Source organism: Nostoc sp. UCD121, assembly GCF_014222285.1.
Taxonomy (GTDB): domain Bacteria; phylum Cyanobacteriota; class Cyanobacteriia; order Cyanobacteriales; family Nostocaceae; genus Nostoc.
In genome coordinates this window covers 21,079-45,251 of the sequence record NZ_JACKZS010000038.1, presented here as the reverse complement: position 1 = coordinate 45,251, position 24,173 = coordinate 21,079, and the positions used below count along the sequence as shown (strand labels likewise).

25 protein-coding genes and 1 pseudogene are annotated in these 24,173 nt (G+C 41.0%); 7 read left to right on the top strand and 19 right to left on the bottom strand.

What is annotated here, in order from left to right; genetic code table 11:
* Positions 1-163: 163 nt before the first annotated feature.
* Positions 164-622 (top strand): 50S ribosomal protein L9, encoded by a 459-nt coding sequence (gene rplI, locus GNF10_RS11070; protein WP_185585640.1) that lies wholly within the window; start codon positions 164-166, stop codon positions 620-622.
* A 163-nt stretch (positions 623-785) separates the two neighbouring features.
* Positions 786-3,434 carry a replicative DNA helicase gene (dnaB, locus tag GNF10_RS11065; protein WP_185585641.1) on the top strand — a complete coding sequence of 883 codons (2,649 nt, stop codon included), beginning with the start codon at positions 786-788 and terminating at the stop codon, positions 3,432-3,434.
* 99 nt (positions 3,435-3,533) lie between these two features.
* On the opposite strand, the gene GNF10_RS11060 is transcribed toward dnaB, so the two are convergent.
* Positions 3,534-4,055 carry an FKBP-type peptidyl-prolyl cis-trans isomerase gene (locus GNF10_RS11060; protein ID WP_041565406.1) on the bottom strand — a complete coding sequence of 174 codons (522 nt, stop codon included), beginning with the start codon at positions 4,053-4,055 and terminating at the stop codon, positions 3,534-3,536.
* A 78-nt stretch (positions 4,056-4,133) separates the two neighbouring features.
* The gene (locus GNF10_RS11055; RefSeq protein ID WP_012409359.1) at positions 4,134-4,457 is read right to left on the bottom strand and encodes a phasin family protein; all 324 of its coding nucleotides are present in this window, start codon (positions 4,455-4,457) and stop codon (positions 4,134-4,136) included.
* Between the two features lie 134 nt (positions 4,458-4,591).
* Here GNF10_RS11055 and GNF10_RS38505 point away from each other — a divergent pair.
* Positions 4,592-4,732 (top strand): annotated as a pseudogene (locus tag GNF10_RS38505) (TIGR03792 family protein); the annotation flags it as partial.
* Between the two features lie 262 nt (positions 4,733-4,994).
* On the opposite strand, the gene GNF10_RS11050 reads toward GNF10_RS38505, so the two are convergent.
* The 11 genes from GNF10_RS11050 to GNF10_RS11000 form a co-directional block, all read right to left on the bottom strand.
* Entirely contained in the window at positions 4,995-5,405 is a 411-nt protein-coding gene (locus GNF10_RS11050; RefSeq protein ID WP_185585642.1) for a 2TM domain-containing protein, read from the bottom strand.
* 388 nt (positions 5,406-5,793) lie between these two features.
* Positions 5,794-6,885 carry a T3SS effector HopA1 family protein gene (locus GNF10_RS11045; RefSeq protein WP_185585643.1) on the bottom strand — a complete coding sequence of 364 codons (1,092 nt, stop codon included), beginning with the start codon at positions 6,883-6,885 and terminating at the stop codon, positions 5,794-5,796.
* A gap of 79 nt (positions 6,886-6,964) precedes the next feature.
* Entirely contained in the window at positions 6,965-8,155 is a 1,191-nt protein-coding gene (locus GNF10_RS11040; protein ID WP_185585644.1) for a phosphotransferase, read from the bottom strand.
* A gap of 195 nt (positions 8,156-8,350) precedes the next feature.
* Positions 8,351-8,563 carry a hypothetical protein gene (locus GNF10_RS11035; protein WP_185585645.1) on the bottom strand — a complete coding sequence of 71 codons (213 nt, stop codon included), beginning with the start codon at positions 8,561-8,563 and terminating at the stop codon, positions 8,351-8,353.
* Positions 8,564-8,865: 302 nt separating this feature from the next.
* Positions 8,866-9,123 carry a hypothetical protein gene (locus GNF10_RS11030; RefSeq protein WP_185585646.1) on the bottom strand — a complete coding sequence of 86 codons (258 nt, stop codon included), beginning with the start codon at positions 9,121-9,123 and terminating at the stop codon, positions 8,866-8,868.
* Between the two features lie 113 nt (positions 9,124-9,236).
* Positions 9,237-9,503: a hypothetical protein gene (locus GNF10_RS11025; protein WP_185585647.1), complete on the bottom strand. Its 267-nt coding sequence runs from the start codon at positions 9,501-9,503 to the stop codon at positions 9,237-9,239.
* Positions 9,504-9,617: 114 nt separating this feature from the next.
* Positions 9,618-9,884 carry a hypothetical protein gene (locus GNF10_RS11020; protein ID WP_185585648.1) on the bottom strand — a complete coding sequence of 89 codons (267 nt, stop codon included), beginning with the start codon at positions 9,882-9,884 and terminating at the stop codon, positions 9,618-9,620.
* A gap of 113 nt (positions 9,885-9,997) precedes the next feature.
* Entirely contained in the window at positions 9,998-10,264 is a 267-nt protein-coding gene (locus GNF10_RS11015) for a hypothetical protein (protein ID WP_185585649.1), read from the bottom strand.
* 701 nt (positions 10,265-10,965) lie between these two features.
* Positions 10,966-11,199 carry a hypothetical protein gene (locus tag GNF10_RS11010; protein WP_185585152.1) on the bottom strand — a complete coding sequence of 78 codons (234 nt, stop codon included), beginning with the start codon at positions 11,197-11,199 and terminating at the stop codon, positions 10,966-10,968.
* Positions 11,200-11,460: 261 nt separating this feature from the next.
* The gene (locus tag GNF10_RS11005) at positions 11,461-12,945 is read right to left on the bottom strand and encodes a pitrilysin family protein (RefSeq protein ID WP_185585165.1); all 1,485 of its coding nucleotides are present in this window, start codon (positions 12,943-12,945) and stop codon (positions 11,461-11,463) included.
* Between the two features lie 77 nt (positions 12,946-13,022).
* On the bottom strand, positions 13,023-14,621 hold the full coding sequence (locus GNF10_RS11000) for a pitrilysin family protein (protein ID WP_185585153.1): 1,599 nt from the start codon (positions 14,619-14,621) through the stop codon (positions 13,023-13,025).
* A 149-nt stretch (positions 14,622-14,770) separates the two neighbouring features.
* On the opposite strand from GNF10_RS11000, the gene GNF10_RS10995 reads away from it, so the two are divergent.
* Complete coding sequence (locus tag GNF10_RS10995) at positions 14,771-15,385, top strand: TetR/AcrR family transcriptional regulator (protein WP_185585154.1); 615 nt, start codon at positions 14,771-14,773, stop codon at positions 15,383-15,385.
* A 60-nt stretch (positions 15,386-15,445) separates the two neighbouring features.
* Here GNF10_RS10995 and GNF10_RS10990 read toward each other — a convergent pair whose 3' ends face one another.
* The gene (locus tag GNF10_RS10990; RefSeq protein WP_185585155.1) at positions 15,446-15,892 is read right to left on the bottom strand and encodes a DUF4332 domain-containing protein; all 447 of its coding nucleotides are present in this window, start codon (positions 15,890-15,892) and stop codon (positions 15,446-15,448) included.
* Between the two features lie 349 nt (positions 15,893-16,241).
* Positions 16,242-17,048, bottom strand: coding sequence for a PhzF family phenazine biosynthesis protein (locus GNF10_RS10985; protein WP_185585156.1), 807 nt, complete (start codon positions 17,046-17,048; stop codon positions 16,242-16,244).
* Between the two features lie 485 nt (positions 17,049-17,533).
* Between GNF10_RS10985 and GNF10_RS10980 the strand changes: the two genes are divergently transcribed.
* The 3 genes from GNF10_RS10980 to GNF10_RS10970 are packed head-to-tail and all read left to right on the top strand — an operon-like array spanning position 17,534 to position 19,722.
* Positions 17,534-17,782, top strand: a complete 249-nt coding sequence (locus tag GNF10_RS10980; RefSeq protein ID WP_185585157.1) for a hypothetical protein — start codon at positions 17,534-17,536, stop codon at positions 17,780-17,782.
* A 34-nt stretch (positions 17,783-17,816) separates the two neighbouring features.
* A complete protein-coding gene (locus GNF10_RS10975) occupies positions 17,817-19,199 on the top strand; it encodes an aminopeptidase P family protein (RefSeq protein WP_185585158.1) in 1,383 nt (460 codons plus the stop codon).
* A gap of 37 nt (positions 19,200-19,236) precedes the next feature.
* On the top strand, positions 19,237-19,722 hold the full coding sequence (locus tag GNF10_RS10970; RefSeq protein WP_185585159.1) for a hypothetical protein: 486 nt from the start codon (positions 19,237-19,239) through the stop codon (positions 19,720-19,722).
* Positions 19,723-19,900: 178 nt separating this feature from the next.
* Here the strand turns inward: GNF10_RS10970 and GNF10_RS10965 are convergent, their stop codons facing one another.
* The 4 genes from GNF10_RS10965 to kdpB all read right to left on the bottom strand — a co-directional run bounded on the left by GNF10_RS10965 (position 19,901) and on the right by kdpB (position 24,094).
* Positions 19,901-21,022 carry a sensor protein KdpD gene (locus GNF10_RS10965; RefSeq protein ID WP_185585160.1) on the bottom strand — a complete coding sequence of 374 codons (1,122 nt, stop codon included), beginning with the start codon at positions 21,020-21,022 and terminating at the stop codon, positions 19,901-19,903.
* Between the two features lie 140 nt (positions 21,023-21,162).
* Positions 21,163-21,744, bottom strand: a complete 582-nt coding sequence (gene kdpC, locus GNF10_RS10960) for a K(+)-transporting ATPase subunit C (RefSeq protein ID WP_185585161.1) — start codon at positions 21,742-21,744, stop codon at positions 21,163-21,165.
* Positions 21,744-21,965, bottom strand: coding sequence for a potassium-transporting ATPase subunit F (locus GNF10_RS10955; protein ID WP_185585162.1), 222 nt, complete (start codon positions 21,963-21,965; stop codon positions 21,744-21,746). The genes kdpC and GNF10_RS10955 overlap by 1 nt, the downstream gene beginning before the upstream one ends.
* A gap of 35 nt (positions 21,966-22,000) precedes the next feature.
* Positions 22,001-24,094, bottom strand: a complete 2,094-nt coding sequence (gene kdpB / locus GNF10_RS10950; RefSeq protein ID WP_185585163.1) for a potassium-transporting ATPase subunit KdpB — start codon at positions 24,092-24,094, stop codon at positions 22,001-22,003.
* Positions 24,095-24,173 lie beyond the last annotated feature (79 nt).

Below are 24,173 nucleotides of genomic sequence, written 5' to 3'. Positions count from 1 at the left end.
TTCCTAATCCCTTCAACTTTTTAGTGGGAATAGTTGCGATCGCACCCTTCCTTTCGCTACGATCTGTAAGCTTTAGGGTGTAGGCAAAGAAGCTTGGAATAAAGCAGTGACATTGTGAGCTATCAAGCCAAACCCAAATTAATCAGATTTTACAGGAAAAACGATGGCGAAACGCGTACAGTTAGTTTTAAATCAAGATATCAGCAAGCTGGGGAAATCTGGCGACTTAGTGGAAGTAGCTCCTGGCTACGCTCGTAATTATCTGATTCCCCAGAAATTGGCAACTAATGCCACTCCTGGTATTCTCAAGCAAGTAGAACGCCGTCGTGAGCAAGAGCGTCAACGGCAATTAGAACTCAGACAACAAGCTCTTGAGCAAAAAGAATCTCTTGAAAAAGTTGGTAGCTTGACAATTGCCAAGCAAGTTGGTGAAAACGAAGCAATTTTCGGTACTATCACCAGCCAAGATGTTGCAGATGCAATTAAGGCAGCCACCGGTCAAGAAGTGGATCGGCGTGGAATTACCATCCCTGATATTAACCACCTTGGTACTTATCAAGCCGAAATCAAGCTGCATTCTGATGTAGCGGCACAAGTCGATATTCAAGTCGTCGCTAGTTAACTCAGAAGGGGGACGAGGGAGCAGGGGTAATAATTCCTAACTCTGCCAATTTTAGATTTAGAATTTTGGATTTTTGATTGAAGAAAAAATCTAAAATCTAAAATCTAAAATTGCATAACTCCCATACTCCCGGCTAGCAAAATCGTCAAAACTAAAATCGTTTATGGCTGAAGAACTGAATTTTAAAGGCGATGGTAGCGATCGCCTCCCCCCACAAAATATTGAGGCCGAAGAAGCGATTTTGGGGGGTATTTTGCTAGATCCAGAAGCGATTAGTCGAGTTAGCGATCGCCTCCTTCCCGAAGCTTTTTATATTAGTGCCCATAAAGATATTTATCAGGCAGCTGTAAGGCTCCACACCCAAGGGAAGCCCACAGATTTGCTTTCAGTCACAAGTTGGCTGACTGACCATGAGATGCTTACCCGCATAGGCGGCAGAAATAAATTAGCAACTCTGGTAGACCGCACAGTGTCAGCCGTGAACATCGATGCCCTCGCAGGGTTGGTGATGGAAAAATACCTGCGGCGGCAGTTAATTAAAGCTGGCAATGAAATTGTACATCTTGGTTACGAAACAGAAACCGAGTTACCAACTGTTTTAGATCAGGCAGAACAGAAAGTATTCGGTGTAACTCAAGAGCGTCCCCAATCGGGTTTAGTTCACATTTCTGATACTCTAATTAATAATTTCCAGGATATTGAGGATCGAAATCAAGGCATCGCCTTACCTGGTGTTCCCTGCGGATTTTACGATTTAGATGCCATGACCAGTGGCTTTCAGCGTTCTGATTTGATTATTGTCGCGGGCCGCCCATCAATGGGAAAATGCCTTAGCCATGATTCAGAAATAGTTTTAGCAGATGGAACAATTACCACAATAGAAGAATTATATAAACAACGTAATGTTTCGACTCCGGTTCCATCGAGCGGAGCCGAGATGCTCAACACAAGTGGTTCATTATTGACGTTAAATAATGACTGGAAATTTACCTTTACTCAACCCTGTGCATTTGTAGATGATGGTATCAAACCAGTTTTTCGGGTAACAACTCGCTTAGGTAGGTCTATTGAAACTACAATCACCCACCCGTATTTGACTATTAAAGGCTGGCAAAAACTAGAAAATCTGAAAGTTGGTGATAAAATCGCTATCCCGCGAAAAATAGATGTGTTTGGCTCACATTCTATGCGCGAGTGCGAGGTCAAGTTATTAGCTTATTTAATTGGCGATGGCGGCTTAACTAACTGCACTCCACGATTTACAAATGGTAATTCATTACTGCAAACCGATTTTTTGCAAGCAGTTGCGGATTTTGGTGGTTTAACAGGCGAAATTTTACAATTAGAATCAGAAGAGTTTGTATCTCATGGATTTGCCTGCATGAGCAAATCTCGGAAGAATTCGCTAACGCTTTGGTTAGAAGAATTAGGTTTGTGGGGTAAAGATGCTCATTCTAAAACTATACCAAACATCGTTTTTAAGTTAGAGCGATCGCAAATAGCCTTATTCCTTAATCGTCTCTTTGCTACTGATGGATGGGCTGCACTGCTTACTAGCGGTCAATCACAGTTAGGCTATGCAACAGTCAGCGAAAAACTAGCAAGACAAATTCAACATCTTTTATTACGATTTGGCATTATTGCATCTCTCAAAAAACGGTCTGTTATGTATAAAAATACCCGCAGACTAGCATGGCAATTAGATATTACTGATGCCTTATCTATTAAAACTTTTATCGCCGAAATAGGTATCTTCAGTAAAGAAGAAGCAATAGAAAAAGTTGCAGCAGCAATATCTCAAAAAAGATATCAAACTAATCGTGACTTGATACCTGTAGAGATTTGGGAACAAATAGCATTAGCAAAAGGTAATGAAACTTGGAGCAATTTAGCTAGATATGCAGGGATTAAAGGGCCAACAAATATGCATGTTGGCAAACGTGCTTTAAAACGGGAAAGACTTTGGATACTGGCTACAGCTTTAGATAATTTACCACTTCAACAGTTAGCAACCAGTGATGTTTATTGGGATGAAATAGTTGCGATTGAGTCGGTGGGTAATAAGCAGGTTTATGACTTAACAATTCCCGAAACACACAATTTTGTTGCTAATGATATCTGTGTCCACAATACAGCCTTTTGCTTAAACCTTGCTCATAATATTGCCGCTTCTTATAAATTACCAGTTGCTTTTTTCAGTTTGGAAATGTCCAAAGAGCAATTGACCCAACGTTTATTAGCTAGTGAAGCGCAAATTGAAAGTAGTTATTTGCGGACTGGTCGCCTCAGTCAAACACAGTGGGAACCTTTAAGCCGTGCTATTGGTATCCTTTCCGAGATGCCAATTTATATTGACGACACGCCGAATATTACAGTTACGCAAATGCGTAGTCAGGCAAGAAGGCTGCAAGCGGAAGTTGGAACTGAATTAGGATTAATTGTCATAGATTACTTGCAATTGATGGAAGGAGCAGGCGATAATCGCGTACAAGAATTATCAAAAATCACGCGTCAACTCAAAGGTTTAGCTCGTGAATTATCTGTACCAGTTATTGCTTTATCTCAGTTAAGTCGGGGGGTGGAAGCGCGTACTAATAAGCGTCCGATGTTGTCAGATTTGAGAGAATCAGGTTCGATTGAACAGGATGCGGATTTAGTAATAATGTTGTACCGCGATGAATACTACTCTCCCGATACTCCCGATCGCGGCATTGCAGAAGTAATTATAGCTAAACACCGCAACGGGCCTACAGGGACAGCGAAACTTTTGTTTAATCCACAGTTTACAAAGTTTCAAAATTTAAAAATTTAGCCGTTGAATTGGGGACTGGGGATTGGGTACTGGGAAAAGCCAATGCCCCATACTTCGACTCCGCTCAGTACAAGTGCCCAATGCCCAATGCCCCAATTTTTACTTAACTCCTAGCAATTCCACATCAAAAATTAGAGTTGCATTGGGTGGAATCACGCCACCAGCACCACGAGCGCCATAGCCTAACTCAGATGGGATGATTAACTTACGACGACCGCCTACTTTAATCGTGCTAACTCCCTCGTCCCAACCTTTGATTACCTGTCCTACGCCAATTTTAAAGCTGAAGGGTTGGCCGCGATCGCGTGAACTATCAAACTTAGTACCATCTTCTAGAGTGCCGACATAGTGAACTTCAACCGTTTGTCCTGGTTGAGGAGTCGCCCCAGTCCCTTCTTTTAACTCCACATACTTCAATCCAGACGGAGTAGTTACGGCATTAGCGTCAGACATAGTATTACTCGCAATTAAGATATTGTTTTCAGTTACAGTTGTGGCCGCTGGCGGCGTTTGGGTTAACTGGGCAGCAATGGCAGTATTCTGTTTACTGCCTACTTGCCCCACAGCCAAAAGCACAACACACACCAGCATGAACGCCACGCTGAGGAAAATTGGTTTCAAAATCAGTTCTCCTTACTTAAGTATCCTGGCAAAAAGATTACCAATAGGACACAATTAGTTTAAATCAGAAAGGACATCTTAACGCCAAAGCTTATTTTCCAAATCGCGCAATTGCCGCTCTAAACGGTCAATTCTACCCCGTAGTTCGTCCACTTCGGACTGTCGAGCTACCCCTAAATCTTGCATCATATTTCGCATTTGTCGTTGCATTTGGACATCCCAGTTTCCCTGCTCCGACTTTAACTGCTGGGCAATATCATCTATAACTGCTTTAGCTTGCTCAGGATTGAGCTTACCATCTTTAACTAAGTCATCGCTGACTTGGCGCAGTTTTTCTGCTACTAAAGACGTTGTGCCAAGACCCATCATCATTAGCTGTTGTAACCAGTTGTTGTTATCCATATTCCCTTCCTCTTACTTATGCCAAAGCAGCTGACCCTTGCTCTTGAGTGTAGGCAATGAAGCTATGCGAAAAGCGTAGTTCTTCTAGCCTACATCTCTATTTTGGCAAATTAGCAAACACAGGATCGTAGGGTGTGATTATAGAACTACTCAAGTTTCAGCTTGCCCCGTATTTAAGGGAAAATTTTATCCAGAAGGACACGCAAATTTGAACAACAGCGCTGGCTGAATATCCTGGCTTTCTCAGTAAAGAGGTCTGGATTCAACCTCAAGATCCTATATTAAGTTATGGCGAACAGTCTCAATTAACCAAAACAAGGGGCAAAATCCCCTTATTTGAAGGTAAGTAAAATTCCGTCACAGCCACTAATAAAGTACAGCGTAAATTCAGCCACCATCCCAATTAACTAGACAAATAGAGGCAATATCCTGCGGAAAGCCGCTTTGCCCCTACTTGTTGAAGGTAGTTAAACTTTTGTCACAGTGATTAGTGAAGCGATCGCCCCAAAAATTATCAGAATCAGACTGGAATTTTAGTTAAATTTGTGAACGCCATTTCTGAAAGGCAATCTCGTAATCGTCTGACTTACTATGATAAACGCCCCACCAATGAAAAAATAATCCTAAACCCCATCCTAATGCTGGGAAAATAGCCCAAAAATAACCAGGACTAGTGATTAAATTCAAGAGAATGAGGAATAAATTCACTGCCAGGAAGGAAACAAGATGCCCCAAAAAAGCTCTGCGTCGGAAAGTATTAAATGTGCGTCGTGACCGTTCTTCTTCTTGCTGAACTAACCACTTTTTTTCAGTTTTTTCCAAAATATCAGAAGAAATGCCTAACTCAGATGCCATTTCTATAAGCTGTTCTCGTGAAAATTCACCTTCCTGTTTCCGGGTGAGTGCTATTTCAAGGATTTTTTGCACATCTTCTGAATCGTAAGTCATTTTAACTACCTTATAAGTTTGTGTGTAAATGCGCTTTTGATTTCACGAAGTTTTCAATAGGCTTCGTTCAATTCAGTTAGCGAACGTCTCCACATTTTGCACCCAATACTTAGTGACATTCACAACCTTATTATTTTCTCATAACTGATTTAGAGCTACTGTATTTGTCAATACTTAAACCTTTGGAATAATTCATGAATTGCCCTTATAATGTATGGTTTTGCGTTGATAAAAGAGGAATAAAACTAAGTATATTAAGAAGACTTGGAACTTAAGCCCCTTATTAAGAGTTAATGCTTAAATCCCAAGTCTTGTTATTCCAAATCTAAAATTTGGTGATTGAAAATATGATTTTCAATTAGAAATCAGGAGTATAATGTTCGGCAGTTCAGAGATTTATGGAAGTGTAGATATCATCCGAGTTTGCATTGAGGTAAGGACGTTGCAATTCAATTTCCCATAATGAGAAATGCCGCAGAATTGCTGCTATTCTATCTTCTGGCGTATCATTCCCTAGATGCCAAGCCTCAAGCAAACCATTAGCAACAATTTGGCATCGATGTGTACCAAAACTTTCTTGGTCGCCAAATTTACGGTCTGGTTCTTCAGCGATCGCTAACCCTGGTGCTATAAACTTGGTAAATAAAGGTACTTGCTCTTGAAAATGCACTTGATTTTCTTTATATACCCTCTCTAAGACTGGACGAACAAGTTCATAATCTTTTTTGTCAAAATAAAGCACTGCTGAGTCGTAGCGCCCATAATCAGAAGGGTTGTACAATGCTTTAAATGAGAAGGCAATGGATATAGCATTGAGTTGGCTAGTCAAATCGTTCATGACTACAACTGAGCCTTCGGGGGTCAAATTGAAGTAGACACGTACCAAAGTTTGATAATTTCGAGCCATAGCTGCATTAGCAATTGCCATATAAAATCCGTTTTGTACCAGATTCTTAGGCATTTTGATTGCTATTGAGTCACCAATATTAGCAGGTTGTTGTAAGCTATCGGGTTCAACGTGCAGTCTCAAACCGTTCTTATGCACCACCAGACTACCATCTACGTCTTCTTTTAGAAGCAGCCAATTATCATTCCAGTAGCCTACACCTCTGTTATTTTCATGCAAGCGATCGTAAAAAGCTATATCTACGCCAAATAGTGTATTGTTTTCGAGATTTTGGTTTAAAGCCAAATTCGCTGCTTCTTTATTGGATGACGGAAGACTTTTCGATGAGCCATTGTAGTATAAGGCGTAAAGTAAACTACGTAATTGATGACTCAAAAACTTATTTTGAAAATCTAAAGATAATTGTTGAAAGTGAGGGACTATTGATTCTGGTACTTCCACCGGGCCAAAGTCTGGATGTCTAATACAATAGTGAGACTGGATTTCAACCTTATAAACGATATCTTGTAGTGATGTCTGCAATGACTCTGGAATATCTGACAGTTGATTTGCCAGCGAATCTAATAATTGCATAAAAACTTGCCTGTCAATAATGTGGAGAGATAGGGACAGACAAACAAAAAATGTTTGCGTCCCCTTGTTGACTTGGAATTTATTTTGAAGCGGGAGATAAGTTAATAGGAGAGAGGGCTGATGCATCTACACCAAAAATTGTTGGTATCGATGCTTCTGGACGACATAATAAACTCTTAGCAACCTGGAGTATGCAAATACCTTTATTACCAAAAGTTTTTTCGTGCTGGAGTTTGGCTTGAATAGATTTAATCAAAGCGAAACCGCAAAACTGCATAACTCTCGGTAAAAAATCAGGACGATGTTCTATAATTTCGGGGAAAACAGAGAGATAAGCAATTACCAACTCTCTAATGGAAGGTTGCAGCAAATGTAGAGGAGTTGTTGCTAGACGTAAAGACTCTTGAATCGCCATTGTTTTACTAGTAATCATGCTGTGTAGCCAAAGTTGTAGATAGCTGGCTATCAGTGTTCCTAAATCACTAGCTGGATCTCCCCAAGCGCCACGTTCCCAATCAATCAATCGAATAATACTCTCATCTGAGGACGATTCATTAAAAGCAGCTTCTTCCCAATTCAGAGAAAGGAGAATATTGTTTAGTTTCAGATCGTTATGAGTTAAACAACAGGGAGTGAAGGCATTACTCAACTCTGCGATCGCCTGCCCTAGACTATCATAACGTTGATAAAGAGACAAAAATTTTAGTCCATCGGTAGGCAACTTGCCAAAAACTGCCGGGGAAACTCTATCCATTCCAAGATTTAGGTTAGGAGTTCCTTGACCGAATATATTGTTATTTAGGAAAAAGTCTTGATACTCTTGACGGCCAATAGATAGGCGATGGATAGATGCCAAAGTAGTTCCAACTACCATTGCAATCTCTACAGGAAATAAATTCAAATTCCTTTCCACATAAAAATCCATTAAATCCCGATAGTTAGTTAGATAATTGAAAACAAAGACTGAATTTTCAGGATCAAAATGTACTGCTTCTGAAAAATATGAACGAATGTCGCTTAGTTCTGGGAAAGTTTGCAAAAATTTGTGAACTCGCCATTCTTTTAAAAACTCGCCAGCAGTCTTTCCCTCTCTTTTGTGAGGCTCTTGCTTAATTAGGAATTTTCGGTTATCTGGTAAGCTGATTAATAAGTTAAAGTTCTTAGCAGGTATTAGCTCGATTTTGCTTAAAGACTTTTCATCTTGAGTACATAATCCTTGAAGAATCAGATAATCAAAAGCATTTTGAGAACTCAATACAAATAATGTCATGGCTTCAGAAAAGTATCAATGTTAACAACTAAAACTTCTTGAACAGTTAATATACTTAATATATTAACAACCTATTATCCCTACTAACTATGTGTGGATTATCATACAAAACCTATTATTTTCGGCTGTATGAATTAATCAATAAAATGTTAAAAGAACTCTAGGAATGTTTCATGTTTTGAATCGATGCACTATTTATTGAGTATTGAATGATTCTGCTAACTCTGCAATTTCATAGATAGTAAAGGCTAACAATGCAAAATGAAGATTTTTCAACCCATAGTTAAGAATCTGAGCAAGAGCGTCATCTGCACCTGCATATATAGAGATGTACTCTAGGTTGCTAATATCTATAAGCAACCCTTCTGAATCATCGAGATGCAAATCAGAAATGGTAATTTTTGACATGAATTTAAATTCCCAAAAATATTGATCAATTAGTCAAGGCGAGCATAATTAAGCATCAATTACTTAATAATTTGGCTCGGTAGTCAGGAAAAAATTAATAAAATTGATCAACTGCTATAATCAAGCTTTAAATTGCTTAATCCAATCGGCTATCCTGATTTTAATAACCAAAAAAGCTGATTTTTAATCAGATCAGTTTATTCAAAGCTCTTTATTGCACCAGAATTTAGCAGCGATTAAGCTAGGGATTGCTTAATCGCTAATTCAAAAAGTTACACAGAGCAATATAGCTCAGTGGTCAACTACAAGAAAGTATCAGATTCGCTAAATGACTTAACTATGTGTGCAGTCAAACTTGCTCCAAAACCTAACAATGCGAACTCTTGTCCTTTAATGCCATAAGCTAAAAGTGGCTCTATGCCATGAGCAACGCTAGAAATCTCATAACCACCATAAACAGTGATGGAATCTACATTGTTCAGGTCGTTGAGGAAGCTTTCAGAATCTTGAAACAGTTCAGAACCAGTGGTATTTAGTTGCGAAAGAGCAATGCTAGCCATAATTTTACCCTAAAATAATTGTCACAGTTGAGCAGATTTGGCAGCGATTAAGCCGTGTATTACTTAATCGCTAATTCAAAAACTTACACAGAGAAATGTAGCTCAGTAGTCAATTACAAGAAAGTATCAGACTCGCTAAATGACTTGACGATGTGTGCAACCAAGCTAGCTCCGAAGCCTAACAATGCGAACTCTTGCCCTTTAATGCCATAAGCTAAAAGTGGCTCGATACCTTCGGAAACATTGGAAACATCACTATTACTACCACCACCATAAATAGTGATGGAATCTACATTGTTCAAGTCGTTGAGGAAGCTTTCAGAATCTTGAAACAGTTCAGAACCAGTGGTATTTAGTTGCGAAAGAGCGATACTCGCCATAATTTTCTCCTAAAATAATTGTCACATCTCAACAGACTTAGGCAGCGATTAAGCTATGTATTACTTAATCGCTAATTCAAAAACTTACACAGAGCAATATAGCTCAGTAGTCAATTACAAGAAAGTATCAGACTCGCTAAATGACTTGACGATGTGTGCAGTCAAGCTAGCTCCAAAGCCTAACAATGCGAACTCTTGTCCCTTAATGCCATAAGCTAAAAGCGGCTCGATACCTTCGGAAACATTGGAAACGTCACCACCATCACCACCACCATAAATAGTGATGGAATCTACATTGTTCAGGTCGTTGAGGAAGCTTTCAGAATCTTGGAACAGTTCAGAACCAGTGGTATTTAGTTGCGAAAGAGCGATACTTGCCATAGTTTTCTCCTAAAACAATTGTCACAGTTGAGCAGATTTGGTAGCGATTAAGCCGTGTATTACTTAATCGCTAATTCAAAAAATTCTACAGAGCAATATCGCTCAGTAGTCAATTACAAGAAAGTATCAGAGTCGCTAAATGACTTGAGGATGTGTGCAGTCAAGCTAGCTCCGAAGCCTAACAATGCGAACTCTTGTCCCTTAATGCCATAAGCTAAAAGTGGCTCGACACCATCGGCAACATCAGAAACATCACCACCATCACCACCACCATAAATAGTGATGGAATCTACATTGTTTAGGTCGTTGAGGAAGCTTTCAGAATCTTGGAATAGTTCAGAACCAGTGGTATTTAGTTGCGAAAGAGCGATACTCGCCATAATTTTCTCCTAAAACAATTGTCACATTTCAACAGACTTAGGCAGCGATTAAGCTGTGATTGCTTAACTGCTGATTCCATTTTTATTCATAAATTTTCTAAAAATCAAGCTTGTAAGCCTGATTTGTAAGACATAAATAAATGGATTGCGTCTTTATTGATGGCTTTACTTTTATTTAAAAAATCTTTAGAAAACATCCTATATTTTTTGTAAAAATTAGCGAGCTAAAGATTAACAAATTCTTTGATAAGTCGAGAGTCTAACTTTTCATAAATCATTACGCTTGGGTTAAGAAGAATAGTAGTGGCATGGCAAAACTAAAATAATGCATTAGACGTAAGTTGGGTAAAGCGGAGCGTAACCCAACATATATCAGAATATTGGGTTACGCAAAGCCTCCACCCAACCTACACCTACACCATTTTTAGTTTTTAGCTTTAACTGAACCCCATTGATAGCTGATTAGTATATTTCAAGTTTGTGAAATACAAAAATACTCTACCTGCTCTGTCACGAACCTTGGAGACGAGAGGGGTGTATTTCATCAAAGTACTGTATGAAAGTTTTGAGACTCGTGAAGTCCTGTGTAGATAAGCATGATATTCGGTAGGGCTAGATTTTAATCTGTCAAAAAAATCGTGCGCTCTTGATTAATCAAGAGCGCACGAGCCTAATGGCTATAAAATTCTTATTGCTCAAAATTATTGTAAATCAGTCAGTTGTTGTCGTAGGTCTACTATTTGCTGTTCTATGTTGCTTAACCAATTATTAACAGTCTCTTGTATATTTTCTGTTGAAAGCGTGCCAGAAGTATCTTCATCGTCTCTTCTCGATCTTCTTCTTCTTCCACCTTCTACAGTTCTCATTTCCCAATCGGTTAGTTCGGTGAGCAGATTCACGTCACTATTAGGATGCAGGTTAGATATTAAGATCATGACTATTGATATACCTCACAAAATCTAGTGATATTAATTGATCTAGTCTGAGATAACATTAAGCTAAAAATCCAGACTCCATCACTTGTATTTTGCAATAAAATCTTAGTCATTTAACTTTTTAAGGCTAATTTTCAAGACATAACTAAAGGATTTTCGTCTTTAAAAGCGATGATTTATATTCTGAACTTGTTTGTCTTTCTAAATGAGTAGAGACGCGATTTATCGCGTCTCTACTTATCGTTACGATCGCAATTTGGATTAATTCTTCGCCTGTGGTTGCGAACCAGGAATCGTTACATCTATTGGTGTCACCGTTGCTGCTAGCTGCGTCAATGGTGGTTGAATGGCGGTTTGATTCCCCACCACTAGAGTCACAAGCTTTTCTGGCTTGAGGTATTCTCGCGCTACCCGTTGCACGTCAGCAGCTGTGGTGCCAGCAACGGCTTTTTGATAGCGAAAGAGAAAATCAGCCGGATAGCCGTAATATTCGTATCGCATCAACCTTGATAAGGTTTGGCTAGGATCTTGAAAGTTGAATACAAAGGAGTTGAGTGTAGATTCTTTGGCAAAAGCCAGTTCTTTTGCTGGCACTCTTTGAGTTTGAATGCGTTTAATTTCAGCTTGTAAGGCTTTGACAAACTGCACCGTAGCATCCGATCGCGTTTGTCCACCAGCAATAAACATCCCAGGATAATCGTAGCGGGGGCTCCACTCGCCATAGACAGAGTAAGCTAAACCTTGGCGCGATCGCAATTCATTAAATAATCGTCCACCAAATCCATTTAACACCCCATTCAATACATCCAGCGCCGCATAATCGGGGCTGTCAAACCGTCCGCCTAAATGGCCGATAAGCACACTACTTTGGGTTAATTGTGGCTGATTGACAAAAAACACTCCACCTGTATTAGCTGGCGAAACCGATGGTAATTTGGGTTTCGCAATACCTGGATTGCGATTCCAGTCGCCAAACTTAGCTTGAATGAGCGATCGCATTTTCTTAGAGTCAAAATCCCCCACAATCCCCAAAATTATATTATTGGGGTGGAAATATTGCTGATAAAAATTGAGCAAATCCTCACGCTCAACTTTATCCACCGTTGCATACTCTATGGTGCGAGAGTATGGACTATCTTTCCCATAGATCAATTTCTTAAATTCTCTAGTCGCAATCCCATCTGGATTGTCATTGCGACGAGCAATACCACCTTTGGCTTGAGTTTTCGCCAAGTCTAGCTTTTCTTGAGCAAATGCTGGCGATCGCAGCACCTCGGCAAATAGCCCAAACACCGTTTCTAAATCTTCACTCAGGGCATCAAAGCTAGCACTACCAGAACCTTCACCAATACTAGCTTCTACAGATGCCGCCCGTTGTTCCAACATCTCATTGAGTTCATCAGCCGAATGTTGCTTAGTTCCCCCAGTTCGCATCACTGCGCCCGTAAAACCAGCTAACCCAACTTTCTCCATTGGTTCCAAGCGATTTCCTGTCCGCACAAATGCCGTCCCATTTACCAACGGCAATTCGTGATCCTCCATCAAATAGACAACCAAGCCATTTTGGAGAACAAACCGCTCATACTTGGGTATCTTAATCTCAGGTAGCGGTGGCAACTGCAACTCACTATAATGCTTTGCCTCAGTCGTCGCCGCCAAAGAAAAATTACAAGTTAAAAGTAAACACGCAAAAACAGCAACCAAAGCATAAATTAACCCCTTTCCATTCTTTATTTTCAACCCCATCCGCCTTTTACCCTTCACCTTATATCTCTGCATATCTTTCTTCCTTAGCGCCCTTTGCGCCCTTTGCGGTTCGTTTTTCATCCTTCTTTCGACAGCAACTTCCCAATCGTGCGATTCCCCGGCGTAAAAGTCTCCTTCGCCACTCTTTGGATATCAGCCGTCGTTACCGCCGAAATATCATCCAACTGCTTAAACAAATTCCGCCAAGAGCCAGTTTTCACCTCATATTCCAACAATTGTTGAGCCATCCCCATATTTGAATCGAGAGTACGTAACAAACCCGCCCGTGCTTGGGTTTTCACCCGTTCCAAATCAACTGCCGCTACAGGCTCAGTTTTTAATTTGTCAATTTCTTGGCGCAAAGCCACTGCCACTTCATCAACTGTATGACCAGGAGCCGTGAGAGCATAGAAAAATATCAGGTTTGGGTATTTATCTCCAGGAAATCCACTGTAACCTTGAGCATTTAACGCCAAACGCTGTTTTTCTACCAAAGACTTATACAAGCGCGACGTGCGTCCATCACTTAATAAACTGCCAATGATTTCATAGGTTGCATTATCTGGATGAGTAACTGCCGGACGATGATAACCTTCTAAATACCAGGGTTGAGAAGGTAGTTGTAAAGTAACTTCCCGTGTTTGTTTTTGTGGCGGTTCCACTGGAATTTGTTCAACAGCTTTGGTTTTTGCTTTATAGCGGCCAAAATAAGTTTGCGCTAGTTTTTTCACCTCAGCCGGGTTAACATCTCCGACAATAGCGATCGCTAAATTACTTGGTACGTAGTGAGTATTAAAGAAATTCTGGACATCATCTGGTGTCAAATTGCGGATATCTTGGTCATAACCAATCACTGGACGCTTGTATGGATGGACTTTATAAGCAGTATCGACAAATTTTTCCACCATTTGTCCAATGGGTGAATTCTCTATCCGCATCCGTCGTTCTTCTAAAATTACATCTTTCTCTTTATAAAACTCACGACGAATTACCGGATCGAGAAATCGTTCCGACTCCAACGACATCCACAGTTCCAGCTTATTGGCAGGAAAGCTGTAAAAATAACGAGTAGCTTCGGTTGAAGTATTGGCATTTAAACCCACACCTCCCGCTTGTTCGACAATTTGTCCCAATTCATTTTGCTTGACAAGCTTACCTGCTTGTGATTCTACTTGCTTAAACTCAGTTTCTAACCGCGCAACCTCATCTTTTTTGCCATCGGCTTTCGCTGCTTTAATTAGAGTATCTAACTGCTGCAATCTCTCTAGTAACGGTTTTTCTGCTTTGTAGTCTTGTGTACCAATGCGCGTTGTACCTTTAAACGCCAAATGTTCTAGAAAGTGAGCTACACCAGTTTTACCATCTGGCTCATCCACACCACCAACATTTGCATAAGTCAGGAAGGAAACCACAGGCGCTTGATGCCGTTCTAAGACAAGGAATTTTAGACCATTGTCGAGGCGAAACTCCGTTAACTGTTTAATGACTCGATCCAGATAAGGTTGGATTGAACTTTGAACTGGTGGAGTTTGAGTTTTGGTTTCTTGAGGAGGTGCAGTTTGAGTTTGAGCCAGAGCAATTTCTGGTAGTAATCCCCACCAGAAAACGATCAAAGCCAACAAAGTGACAAACAACCGCCGTAATAAATCCAAAATTGACCGACTGATCTGGTTCATAAGCAAAAATTAAGATAAAGTTACACTACCTGAGAAACAGGATACTTAGCAAAAGGACGTTAATCTTGTATTAAGCTTGTTGAGCTTTTTTACTTGACGTTAGACAATAATGCTACAAATCGTGTTCCGCACATTTCACCATAACTGTTATGCGAGTTTTTAATTCTTCCCCACCTTCAGAGGCTCAGACGCGCACCCGGATTTTACAGGCAGCACAAAGGTTGTTCGCCTCTCAGGGATTTGACGGCACTACCACCCGTGATTTAGCGCAGGCGGCAGGTGTAGCTGAAGGCACTCTATTTCGTCATTTTCCCAATAAAAAAGCAATTTTAGTAGAAGTAGCCACGAGTGGCTGGGTAGAAATTTTAACAGATTTGCTAACAGAATTAAGTGAAATGGGCAGCTATAAAGCTGTAGCTCAAGTGATGCGTCGCCGGATGTGGAACTTTCAAAAAAATGCCGATTTGATGCGCGTTTGTTTTATGGAAGTGCAGTTTCACCCCGATTTGCGCGATCGCATTCAATTAGAAGTCATTACCAAAATGACCGATGTGGGCGAAGCATTCTTTCAAACAGCAATGGATAAAGGCATTTATCGCAAAACCGATGCAAAGCTAGTTGCGAAAGTTTTCTTAGGAATGTTTGCGATCGCAGGTTTTTCTAACAACACCATTATCGAACCTGACGCTTCCCCCCAACAAATGCAAGAAATGGCCGAAGGACTAGCTGATATTTTCCTCAATGGTGTCTTGGTTAAAGATTAGGAGATTGGGCATTGGGCATTGGGGAAAAACTTACTGTAACTTCCCCCCATTCCCCATTCCCTACTTACCATTCAACACTATTTTCGCTTGCTGACTCCACTGTTGTACTAGCTCAATTGCTGGACACAAATCTCGTCGCTGCATTGTTGCTACTTGCAAGCGCATAATTTGTTGGTGCAATCGGTGAGTGGGAGTCTGTGCCAACTGTGCCACAGAACCAATACCTGCGTGGAGCAATAAACCACAATATTGCACGCCTACGCTGGGAATACGCGCTAAGTCAGCTAAAGCCATCCATTTATTTACATACTGAAGATGAATTTGTAATTTATTTGCTAACGCTAACCGTGCCTCTAGAGTCTTTCCTTGTTTGACTAGCGCTACTGTGCTAGTAATCCCACAATTTTGCAGTTGTGATTGTTCGTCGTGGCTCAGTCCAGGTAATTGCTCGATTGGCCAGTCACGAGATGCGAACAGATTTCGATTATTTGTATTTTTAGTAGACATTTTAAAACTAAATATAGGCTTCTTCACTTACGTCTACAGCCATCCTAAATCATTCATGAAGAACAAGATACCCTCATCCTCTTCAAAGTCGGGTATTTAAACCTTATAATTTTGGCGTTTTTTCCTGCTACTCTGCGGGAATGTTTCACATCTAAATGTAACTTACTGCAATGCCATTGTATTGACTGACAATGCTATTGCATCAACCGACAATGCTATTGTATCGACTAGCAATGCCATTGTATTGAATGACAATGCTATTGCATCAAATAATAATGCCATTGTATTGACTAACAATGGCATTGCCTCAAATAACAATAACATTTCACAGTAAATGCTGTTGTTTTACTTAGAATAAAGTGGTAAATAACTCACCTCGCAGAACAGTTACTGCTTGTCCGGCGAGAAAAACGCGATCGCCTCCGGTATAGCGTACTTTTACCACTCCACCGCGACGAGATGCTTGATAAGCCAATAACTCATCTTTGTGTAAGCGATCGCGCCAGAAGGGTGCAAGACAGCAATGGGTAGCACCAGTTACAGGGTCTTCATCAATTCCTAAACCTGGTGCAAATAAACGAGAGACGAAATCATATTCAGAATCAGAGTCGGTGGAGCTGGTGACAATGATCTCAGAAATAGGCAAAGTTTTTAATATTTGAAAATTTGGCTGTACTTGCCGTACCAAATCTTCAGATTCCAATTCCACTAAATAGCCAAAAGAATTTAAGAAAACGGATTTGTAAGGTACACCCAAAGCAGCCTTAAGTTCTCGCGGGGCAATTGTTTCTTGTGAATGATTAACAGGAAAATCTAACTCAATCCACTCATCTTGCAATTTAGCAATCAGCAATCCGCTTTTGGTGTAGAACCGCGCAACTTCATTCTGCGACAAATGCCCCTCTGACCAAAGTACATGGGCACTAGCTAAGGTTGCGTGACCACAAAGAGGCACTTCTATCGTTGGCGTAAACCAACGCAGATTGAAGCCATCATCCTGTCTAAATAGAAAAGCTGTCTCAGATAAATTCATCTCCTGCGCTACATTTTGCATCCAGCGTTCATTTTGGCGAGTAGGCAAAACACAGACAGCAGCAGGATTTCCTGCGAAAGGTCTATTGGTAAAAGCATCAACCTGAGTAATGATTTGTCCCATTAGAGTCACCTTAAAAATTAGACAGCAATATACTTATCAGGAGTGTGTTAGAGATTTATGCAACTAATTAACATTATTTTTAAGCCTATTGCTACGCGCCTATAGCGCACTAAAATTCATTTAAGCATTTATTGTTTCTCTGTGTATCTACCCTCTGCGCCTTGTTCCAAAGACAAAAATTTATAGCTTTAACCCAAGCGTATTAGTCTATAGGGATTCTCGATGTGAAATACAGTCAGTGGTTCATAAGGACAGACAGCCATGCTGTTACAGCAACAGGACTTACGCAATAAAATAGCCCAAACCTTTATTCTTCGGTAGAGGCAATTCATGTAGACGCAAAGCGGCTTCCCGCAGGGTATTGCCTCTACCGCGTGTAGTTTTGCGTAAGTCCTAATCAAAATGGAAATCGCCATATACAGTACCTTATAAATTAGGAATACAATCTCCACAAACTAGGGTAAATGTTCAAGGAAAACCGAAACATGAGCATAAAAATCTTCAGAAGCATCTTTGCTGCTGTCAACTTAGCGCTAATTTCTGGAGGATTAGTTAGTTGTGCTGTTGAAGTACCACAGCCACTTGCACCAACTGAGCAACAAAAACCAGTTCTGCAACCTAACCAGAACGACAATGATGATGATGGCGATCGCAAAAATCGCAAAGATGATGATGATGATGATGGCGATCGCAAAAATCGCAAAGACGATGACGATAAAGAAGATAACGACTAAATAAAGGCAAAACTATAACCTTGGGTTTCCATTTATGCTTATCCCTCAAACTTCTACTTCCTTCGCCGATTGTTTACGCCTCCGACGGCAAAAACTAGCAAACTTCATTAAATTTCCCGTAATTCTGTGGTCAGGTAGCAACAGTCCCCGCAACTTTCCAGCAAATCCTTTTCCATTTCGCGCCAACAGTCATTTCCTCTATTTTGCCGGACTGCCATTATCAAATGCAGCAATTCGTTTAGAAGCCGGCAGGCTAGAACTATTCATGGACGATCCATCGCCCAGTAGCGCCCTTTGGCATGGAGAAATGCCAACGCGCAATGAAATAGCCCAGAAGATTGGGGCAGATGTGGCAAGGCCAATGGCAGAATTAGAGTCTTGGGTAGAAGATGCTGTTACACTTGCCGTACAAGATGCAGCGACATGGACGCAACAATCGCAGCTATTAAATAGATGGGTTTTACCCCAAAGTCCTCCCCAAGGAATTGATTTAGATTTAGCGAAAGCGATCGCTTCTATCCGCCTCACTCACGATGAAGCTGCATTAACCGAGTTGCGAAAAGCTGCTGCTGTAACTGTTGAAGCACACAAAGCTGGGATGGCAGCAACACCTCAAGCCAAACTAGAAGCAGAAGTTCGCGCCGCGATGGAAGGGGTAATTATTGCCCACAATATGACCACCTCTTACAACAGTATTGTCACCGTTCACGGCGAAGTTTTGCATAACGAACACTATCACCACCCCTTGCAACCAGGTGATTTACTACTTGCCGATGTTGGCGCTGAAACTGAGATGGGTTGGGCAGGTGATGTCACTCGCACATGGCCAGTTTCCGGCAAGTTTTCATCTACCCAGAGAGATATTTATGATGTAGTGCTGGCCGCTCATGATGCTTGCATTGCCAGAATACAGCCTGGTGTAGAGTATGAGGATATTCATCTATTAGCTGCCACAGTTATAGCTGAAGGTTTAGTAGAGTTAGGCATTTTCCAAGGGAATCCCCAAGATTTAGTAGAGATGGATGCCCACGCGCTGTTTTTCCCTCATGGTATTGGTCATCTACTGGGTTTAGATGTCCATGATATGGAAGATTTGGGAGATTTAGCAGGGTATGAAGAAGGACGGAAAAGGAGCGATCGCTTTGGCTTAGGCTACCTTCGTTTAAATCGTCCTTTGCGTCCAGGAATGTTAGTTACAATTGAACCTGGTTTTTATCAAGTACCAGCAATTTTAAATGATGCCAATGTTCGCTCAAAATATCAGAATGTGGTGAACTGGCAACGTTTAACCGAATTTGCCGATGTGCGCGGAATCCGCATCGAAGATGATGTTTTAGTTACCGCAGAAGGTAGCGAAGTTTTAACAGCCGCATTACCAAATGATCCTGATACTATAGAAAATTTAGTAGGTTCCTAATCTAATTGATAGCGTAAACACATAGGATGTTATCTTAATGATCAAAAAACCCATAGGATTACTACTCAACGGAGTTATTGTCAGCTTCGGACTATTGCCATTATTAGCTCAAGCACAGCAGCCGGTTTCTGATACCCAAGTTACGGCGATGGTAGAAGCATTGCGACAAGCTGCACCGCAAACAAAGAATCCCAACGATGGATATTACAGCGAATGGCAAGTGAAACCAGAAACCCTCAAAGGCTGGGCAAGAACTTGTCTCAAACGAGAACTGACACCGACACAGTTTGAAAACAATCCTGCGATCGCTCGCCAAGTTGTGTCCTGCATTACCCGCCGTGAATTAACCAATCAGTTCCGCGCCACCAATAATAATGAAATTGCATCTGTGCGCGGTGCAGCTTGTTGGTGGATGACTGGTAGCTATACAGGTTGTAACAAAGGTTTCACTGCTGAGTATGTGCAAAAAGTTGTCCGCTTTTATCAACAACAGCGTTCAAAACCAGCAACAACTCAATCGTAAAAAGAATTCACAAGTCAGGAGCCAGAATTCATAATTCTGCTGGTCAATGTACAGAGTTTGTGATTGAGTTGCCTATTCGTCAGGTCGCAGCTAGAAAATCAGTATCTAAAGTTAATGTGTTAGACCAGGTATAAACAAAGAGGCAATAATATTTAAGTCTGTAGATGTAGTGAATAACTCATTTATCGGTAGCGATAATATGTAAATCTATTTTTTGATGCCTAATTAGCTCCATCAATCTTTGTGTGAAGGAACCTTTGAGCCATCTTTTCCATGAAGACTGCTGGCTCTCACCAATGATAATTTGAGTAATGTGATAATCTACTGCAACTTGAGCAATTTTATTGGCGATATTTTGGCTCTTGAAGTGTAAAAATTCGCCACCAAACTCTCGACATAATTTCTCGCATGTATCGATATGTAAACTTTCTTCTTTAGTGAGGAAACGTTCGGGATCTGCTACGAACACAGTATACAGTCGCGCATTCATATAATTGGCAATGCGTGCGCCTCGACGTAGCAACTGCACGGAATCAGGGTAAGTAGATACACATACTAAAACTCGTTCATGAACATTGCAATTTTGTCCTACTAAGCTGGAAGTGTTTGCTTCTTCCTCAACTGTATCTGCTACTTCTCTTAATGCTAGTTCCCTTAAAGCAATAAGATTACGACGCTGAAAGAAGTTTTTCAGGGATTGCTCGATTTTTTCAGGAGCATAAATTTTCCCTTCTTGTAAGCGCTCTTCTAGAGTTTCTGGAGTAACATCAATGACAACCACAGCATCAGCTTCATCAAGTACATAATCAGGAATACGCTCTCGCACCACCACACCTGTAATTCTTGCCACTAGGTCATTTAAACTTTCCAAATGCTGAATATTGACAGTGGAATAAACATCAATTCCAGCGGATAAAATTACTTCCACGTTCTGATAACGCTTTTCTCGTTGAGAACCAGGAACGTTAGTATGAGCAAGTTCATCTACTAGAACCAGTTGGGGAGAGCGTTGCAAAATTGCGTCTGTATCCATTTCCTGTAGAGTGACGTTCTGATGGATGCAGGCTTTTTGGGAAACTACCTCTATTCCAGCAGCTTTCATTGCCGTATCTTTGCGTCCATGAGTTTCTAAGACACCGATAACTACATCAATTCCATCTTGTTTGAGTTGATGTGCTTCTTCTAGCATTTTGTAAGTTTTGCCGACACCGGGAGCCATACCAATAAAAATCTTATGTTTCCCGCGTCGGTTAGGACGAATATAAGAACTATCGGGAGATGAGGTATGAGAATGAATCATGAACAAGATATTAGGTAAATTGGCAATAGTTAATTTAGAAAGCTGGGAGAGAATGATACGGTTACTTTTTTTGAGTTAATCGTTTATTGGGACTGTAATCAGAGCAATTAATTGCTTTTTTGATTGACTCCCTCAAGAAGTTAACTTGCAGGCTGTAAAGCATCCAAAGCCATATTTAGCTGCAAAACATTGATTCCAGGTTCACCAAAAATTCCCAGGAATCTGCCATCGATGTTTTGAGATACTAGAGTTTGAATTTGGGCTGGATTCAGATTACGGGCGCTGGCGATACGCCGCACCTGTGTTTGGGCTGCTGCAATACTGATGTGAGGATCTAAACCGGAGCCGGAAGTATAAACTAAATCAGCAGTCGGTTGTATATTGGCTTGTTTCAGCCGTGCTACTTCCACTTGAATGCGTTTGAGGAGTTCAGGATTGCTGGGTGCGAGGTTGCTAGCTCCTGACACCCCAGTTTTTGCAACTTCTGGGGCTATGCTGTATTTTACAGTGCTGGGGCGACTCCAGAAATAGCGATCGCTATTAAAGGGTTGACCAATTAAGGCAGAGCCTACAACTGTACCTTGACTGTTAGTGATTAAGCTGCCGTTAGCCTGAAAAGGCAATGCTATCTGTCCACAAAGTAGCATGAATAAAGGATAGAGGAAGGCTGTTAGTAACCACAAAGCTAAAGTGGAACGAACAGCTTTATTTAGTTGGCTCATTAGAATTTCTCCGGTTGAAAAATGACTACGAACAAATAAATACTCACACTCAAAGTCATGAGTCCTAAAAGGGCAATAGCATAAGATGCAGAACGTGATATTGCAAACGGTGTTGCGGCTTGTACTGCTGGTGCTAAAAGTACATTCAAGCAAAGCAGTAAAAATAGAGATAAAGAAATGCGATTTGGTTTTTCGCCAATAAAGTCAAATACATTCTTCATAATTAAAATAGTGAATTGGAATGCAGAGTTTTGGACTAAGCTAGACCGATGGACACAATCAAAACATCAATTATTTTGATGGCAATGAAGGGAATCAGAACGCCACCAAGTCCATAGATAAAGATATTGCGTTGCAAAAGTTTATCTGCGGTTAATGGTCGGAATTTAACCCCAGTCAGTGCTAAGGGGATGAGTGCTGGAATCACTAAAGCGTTGTAAATCAAAGCTGATAAAACCGCAGATTGGGTACTTGCCAAACCCATAATATTGAGAGTGCCAACACCAATGCCCGAAAATATAGCAGGAAGAATGGCAAAATACTTAGCAATATCGTTAGCAACAGAAAAGGTGGTGAGTGCGCCACGGGTAATCAGTAATTGTTTACCAATAGTGACGATATCAATTAACTTGGTAGGATCAGAATCAAGGTCTACCATATTAGCAGCTTCCTTTGCCGCTTGAGTGCCTGTATTCATTGCCACACCTACATTTGCTTGAGCTAAAGCTGGAGCATCATTAGTACCATCCCCAGTCATGGCTACGAGTTTCCCTTGGGCTTGTTCTGTCCGAATCACCTCAATTTTGTCTTCAGGTGTAGCCTCGGCAATAAAGTCATCAACTCCTGCTTCTTCGGCAATCACAGATGCAGTAATACGGTTATCTCCGGTCAGCATAATGGTTTTAATTCCCATTCGCCGCATTTGGTCAAAACGTTCTCTAATTCCCGGTTTAATGATGTCTTTGAGATAAATTACACCATAGATTTCATCATTTTTACAAAGTGCTAATGGAGTACCGCCTAATCGAGAAATTCGTTCAAAGGTGGTATCAAGTTCAGGGGTTAATTTTCCACTTCGCGAAGTTCCTGCGGAACCACTTCGCGATCGCACAAATCCTTTAATCGCGTCCACTGCACCTTTACGAATTTGCACCTCGTTGGCTAAATCAGTACCACTCATCCGCGTTTTGGCAGAAAATTCGATGCCTTCTGCTTGTTTAGGGTCAAAATCTAATCCTGCCCCTAATTTTTCCGCCAGTTTAACGATGGATTTTCCTTCTGGAGTTTCATCAAATATGCTTGATTCTAGAGCAACTTTTGCTACCTTCTCCATAGAATGACCGTTAACGGGAATAAATTCCTCTGCCAAACGGTTTCCCAAAGTAATCGTACCTGTTTTGTCCAATATCAAGGTGTTGATATCCCCGCAGGCTTCAACCGCTCGTCCAGAAGTAGCAATTACATTAAACTGGGCAACTCTATCCATCCCAGCAATCCCAATAGCACTTAATAATCCGCCAATAGTGGTAGGAATCAGTGCCACAAGTAAGGCTATGAGTACGGCAATACTAATAGGTGAGTTGACGTACACTGACACCGTAGGTAAAGTGGCAATCACAACCAAAAACACCTGAGTAAGAACTGCCAACAAAACCGTCAAGGCGATTTCATTAGGTGTTTTGCTGCGAGAAGCTCCTTCTACTAAACTAATCATGCGGTCAAGAAAGCCTTGTCCAGGGTCAGCAGTGACCCGAATTATCAGTTCATCAGAGTTGATACGCGTCCCTCCAGTCACGGAACTAGCAATATCTGAACCTGGTTCTTTCAATACTGGTGCTGATTCTCCCGTAATAGCAGATTCATCCACAGAGGCAATACCTTTAATTACCTCCCCGTCAGCAGGGATAATATCCCCAGCAATTACCTTGATTTGGTCGCCACGACGTAAGGCTGTGGAACTAACCTCTTGGATGGAACCATCAGCAAGAAGTTTTTTGGCTTTAGCATCGGATTTTGCCGATCGCAAGGCATCTGCTTGAGCTTTGCCTCGTCCTTCAGCTACAGCTTCAGCAAAGTTGGCAAAGACAACGGTTAAGAACAGAATCAGCGTAATTAAACCATTGAATAATCTGGGGTTGTCACCAGGTGCTGGCCCAAATAAATTTGGTGCAATTGTAACCAGTGCTGTGATGATCGTACCCAACCAAACTACAAACATCACTGGATTTTTCAGCATATTACGCGGATGCAGCTTGATAAATGCTTGCTGAAATGCACGCATGTAAAGTCCGCCTGATTTGGCTTTGGGTGTATGTTTGCGTTCTTGTCGCGGTTTTGTAGATGGTGTCATTGGTGATTAATTAATTTAAAAAAATTAGGCACAGGCGCAAACAAGAGAATATTTCGCGTTGCATAGTTACGGGATGATT

Bases quoted from the DNA above. Each gene is read 5' to 3' on its own strand.
- rplI (WP_185585640.1), top strand. From the start codon at position 164: ATGGCGAAACGCGTACAGTTAGTTTTAAATCAAGATATCAGCAAGCTG.
- dnaB (WP_185585641.1), top strand. From the start codon at position 786: ATGGCTGAAGAACTGAATTTTAAAGGCGATGGTAGCGATCGCCTCCCC.
- GNF10_RS11055 (WP_012409359.1), bottom strand. From the start codon at position 4,457: ATGGATAACAACAACTGGTTACAACAGCTAATGATGATGGGTCTTGGC.
- GNF10_RS11050 (WP_185585642.1), bottom strand. From the start codon at position 5,405: ATGACTTACGATTCAGAAGATGTGCAAAAAATCCTTGAAATAGCACTC.
- GNF10_RS11045 (WP_185585643.1), bottom strand. From the start codon at position 6,885: ATGCAATTATTAGATTCGCTGGCAAATCAACTGTCAGATATTCCAGAG.
- GNF10_RS11040 (WP_185585644.1), bottom strand. From the start codon at position 8,155: ATGACATTATTTGTATTGAGTTCTCAAAATGCTTTTGATTATCTGATT.
- GNF10_RS11035 (WP_185585645.1), bottom strand. From the start codon at position 8,563: ATGTCAAAAATTACCATTTCTGATTTGCATCTCGATGATTCAGAAGGG.
- GNF10_RS11030 (WP_185585646.1), bottom strand. From the start codon at position 9,123: ATGGCTAGCATTGCTCTTTCGCAACTAAATACCACTGGTTCTGAACTG.
- GNF10_RS11025 (WP_185585647.1), bottom strand. From the start codon at position 9,503: ATGGCGAGTATCGCTCTTTCGCAACTAAATACCACTGGTTCTGAACTG.
- GNF10_RS11020 (WP_185585648.1), bottom strand. From the start codon at position 9,884: ATGGCAAGTATCGCTCTTTCGCAACTAAATACCACTGGTTCTGAACTG.
- GNF10_RS11015 (WP_185585649.1), bottom strand. From the start codon at position 10,264: ATGGCGAGTATCGCTCTTTCGCAACTAAATACCACTGGTTCTGAACTA.
- GNF10_RS11010 (WP_185585152.1), bottom strand. From the start codon at position 11,199: ATGATCTTAATATCTAACCTGCATCCTAATAGTGACGTGAATCTGCTC.
- GNF10_RS11005 (WP_185585165.1), bottom strand. From the start codon at position 12,945: ATGGGGTTGAAAATAAAGAATGGAAAGGGGTTAATTTATGCTTTGGTT.
- GNF10_RS11000 (WP_185585153.1), bottom strand. From the start codon at position 14,621: ATGAACCAGATCAGTCGGTCAATTTTGGATTTATTACGGCGGTTGTTT.
- GNF10_RS10995 (WP_185585154.1), top strand. From the start codon at position 14,771: ATGCGAGTTTTTAATTCTTCCCCACCTTCAGAGGCTCAGACGCGCACC.
- GNF10_RS10990 (WP_185585155.1), bottom strand. From the start codon at position 15,892: ATGTCTACTAAAAATACAAATAATCGAAATCTGTTCGCATCTCGTGAC.
- GNF10_RS10985 (WP_185585156.1), bottom strand. From the start codon at position 17,048: ATGGGACAAATCATTACTCAGGTTGATGCTTTTACCAATAGACCTTTC.
- GNF10_RS10980 (WP_185585157.1), top strand. From the start codon at position 17,534: ATGAGCATAAAAATCTTCAGAAGCATCTTTGCTGCTGTCAACTTAGCG.
- GNF10_RS10975 (WP_185585158.1), top strand. From the start codon at position 17,817: ATGCTTATCCCTCAAACTTCTACTTCCTTCGCCGATTGTTTACGCCTC.
- GNF10_RS10970 (WP_185585159.1), top strand. From the start codon at position 19,237: ATGATCAAAAAACCCATAGGATTACTACTCAACGGAGTTATTGTCAGC.
- GNF10_RS10965 (WP_185585160.1), bottom strand. From the start codon at position 21,022: ATGATTCATTCTCATACCTCATCTCCCGATAGTTCTTATATTCGTCCT.
- kdpC (WP_185585161.1), bottom strand. From the start codon at position 21,744: ATGAGCCAACTAAATAAAGCTGTTCGTTCCACTTTAGCTTTGTGGTTA.
- GNF10_RS10955 (WP_185585162.1), bottom strand. From the start codon at position 21,965: ATGAAGAATGTATTTGACTTTATTGGCGAAAAACCAAATCGCATTTCT.
- kdpB (WP_185585163.1), bottom strand. From the start codon at position 24,094: ATGACACCATCTACAAAACCGCGACAAGAACGCAAACATACACCCAAA.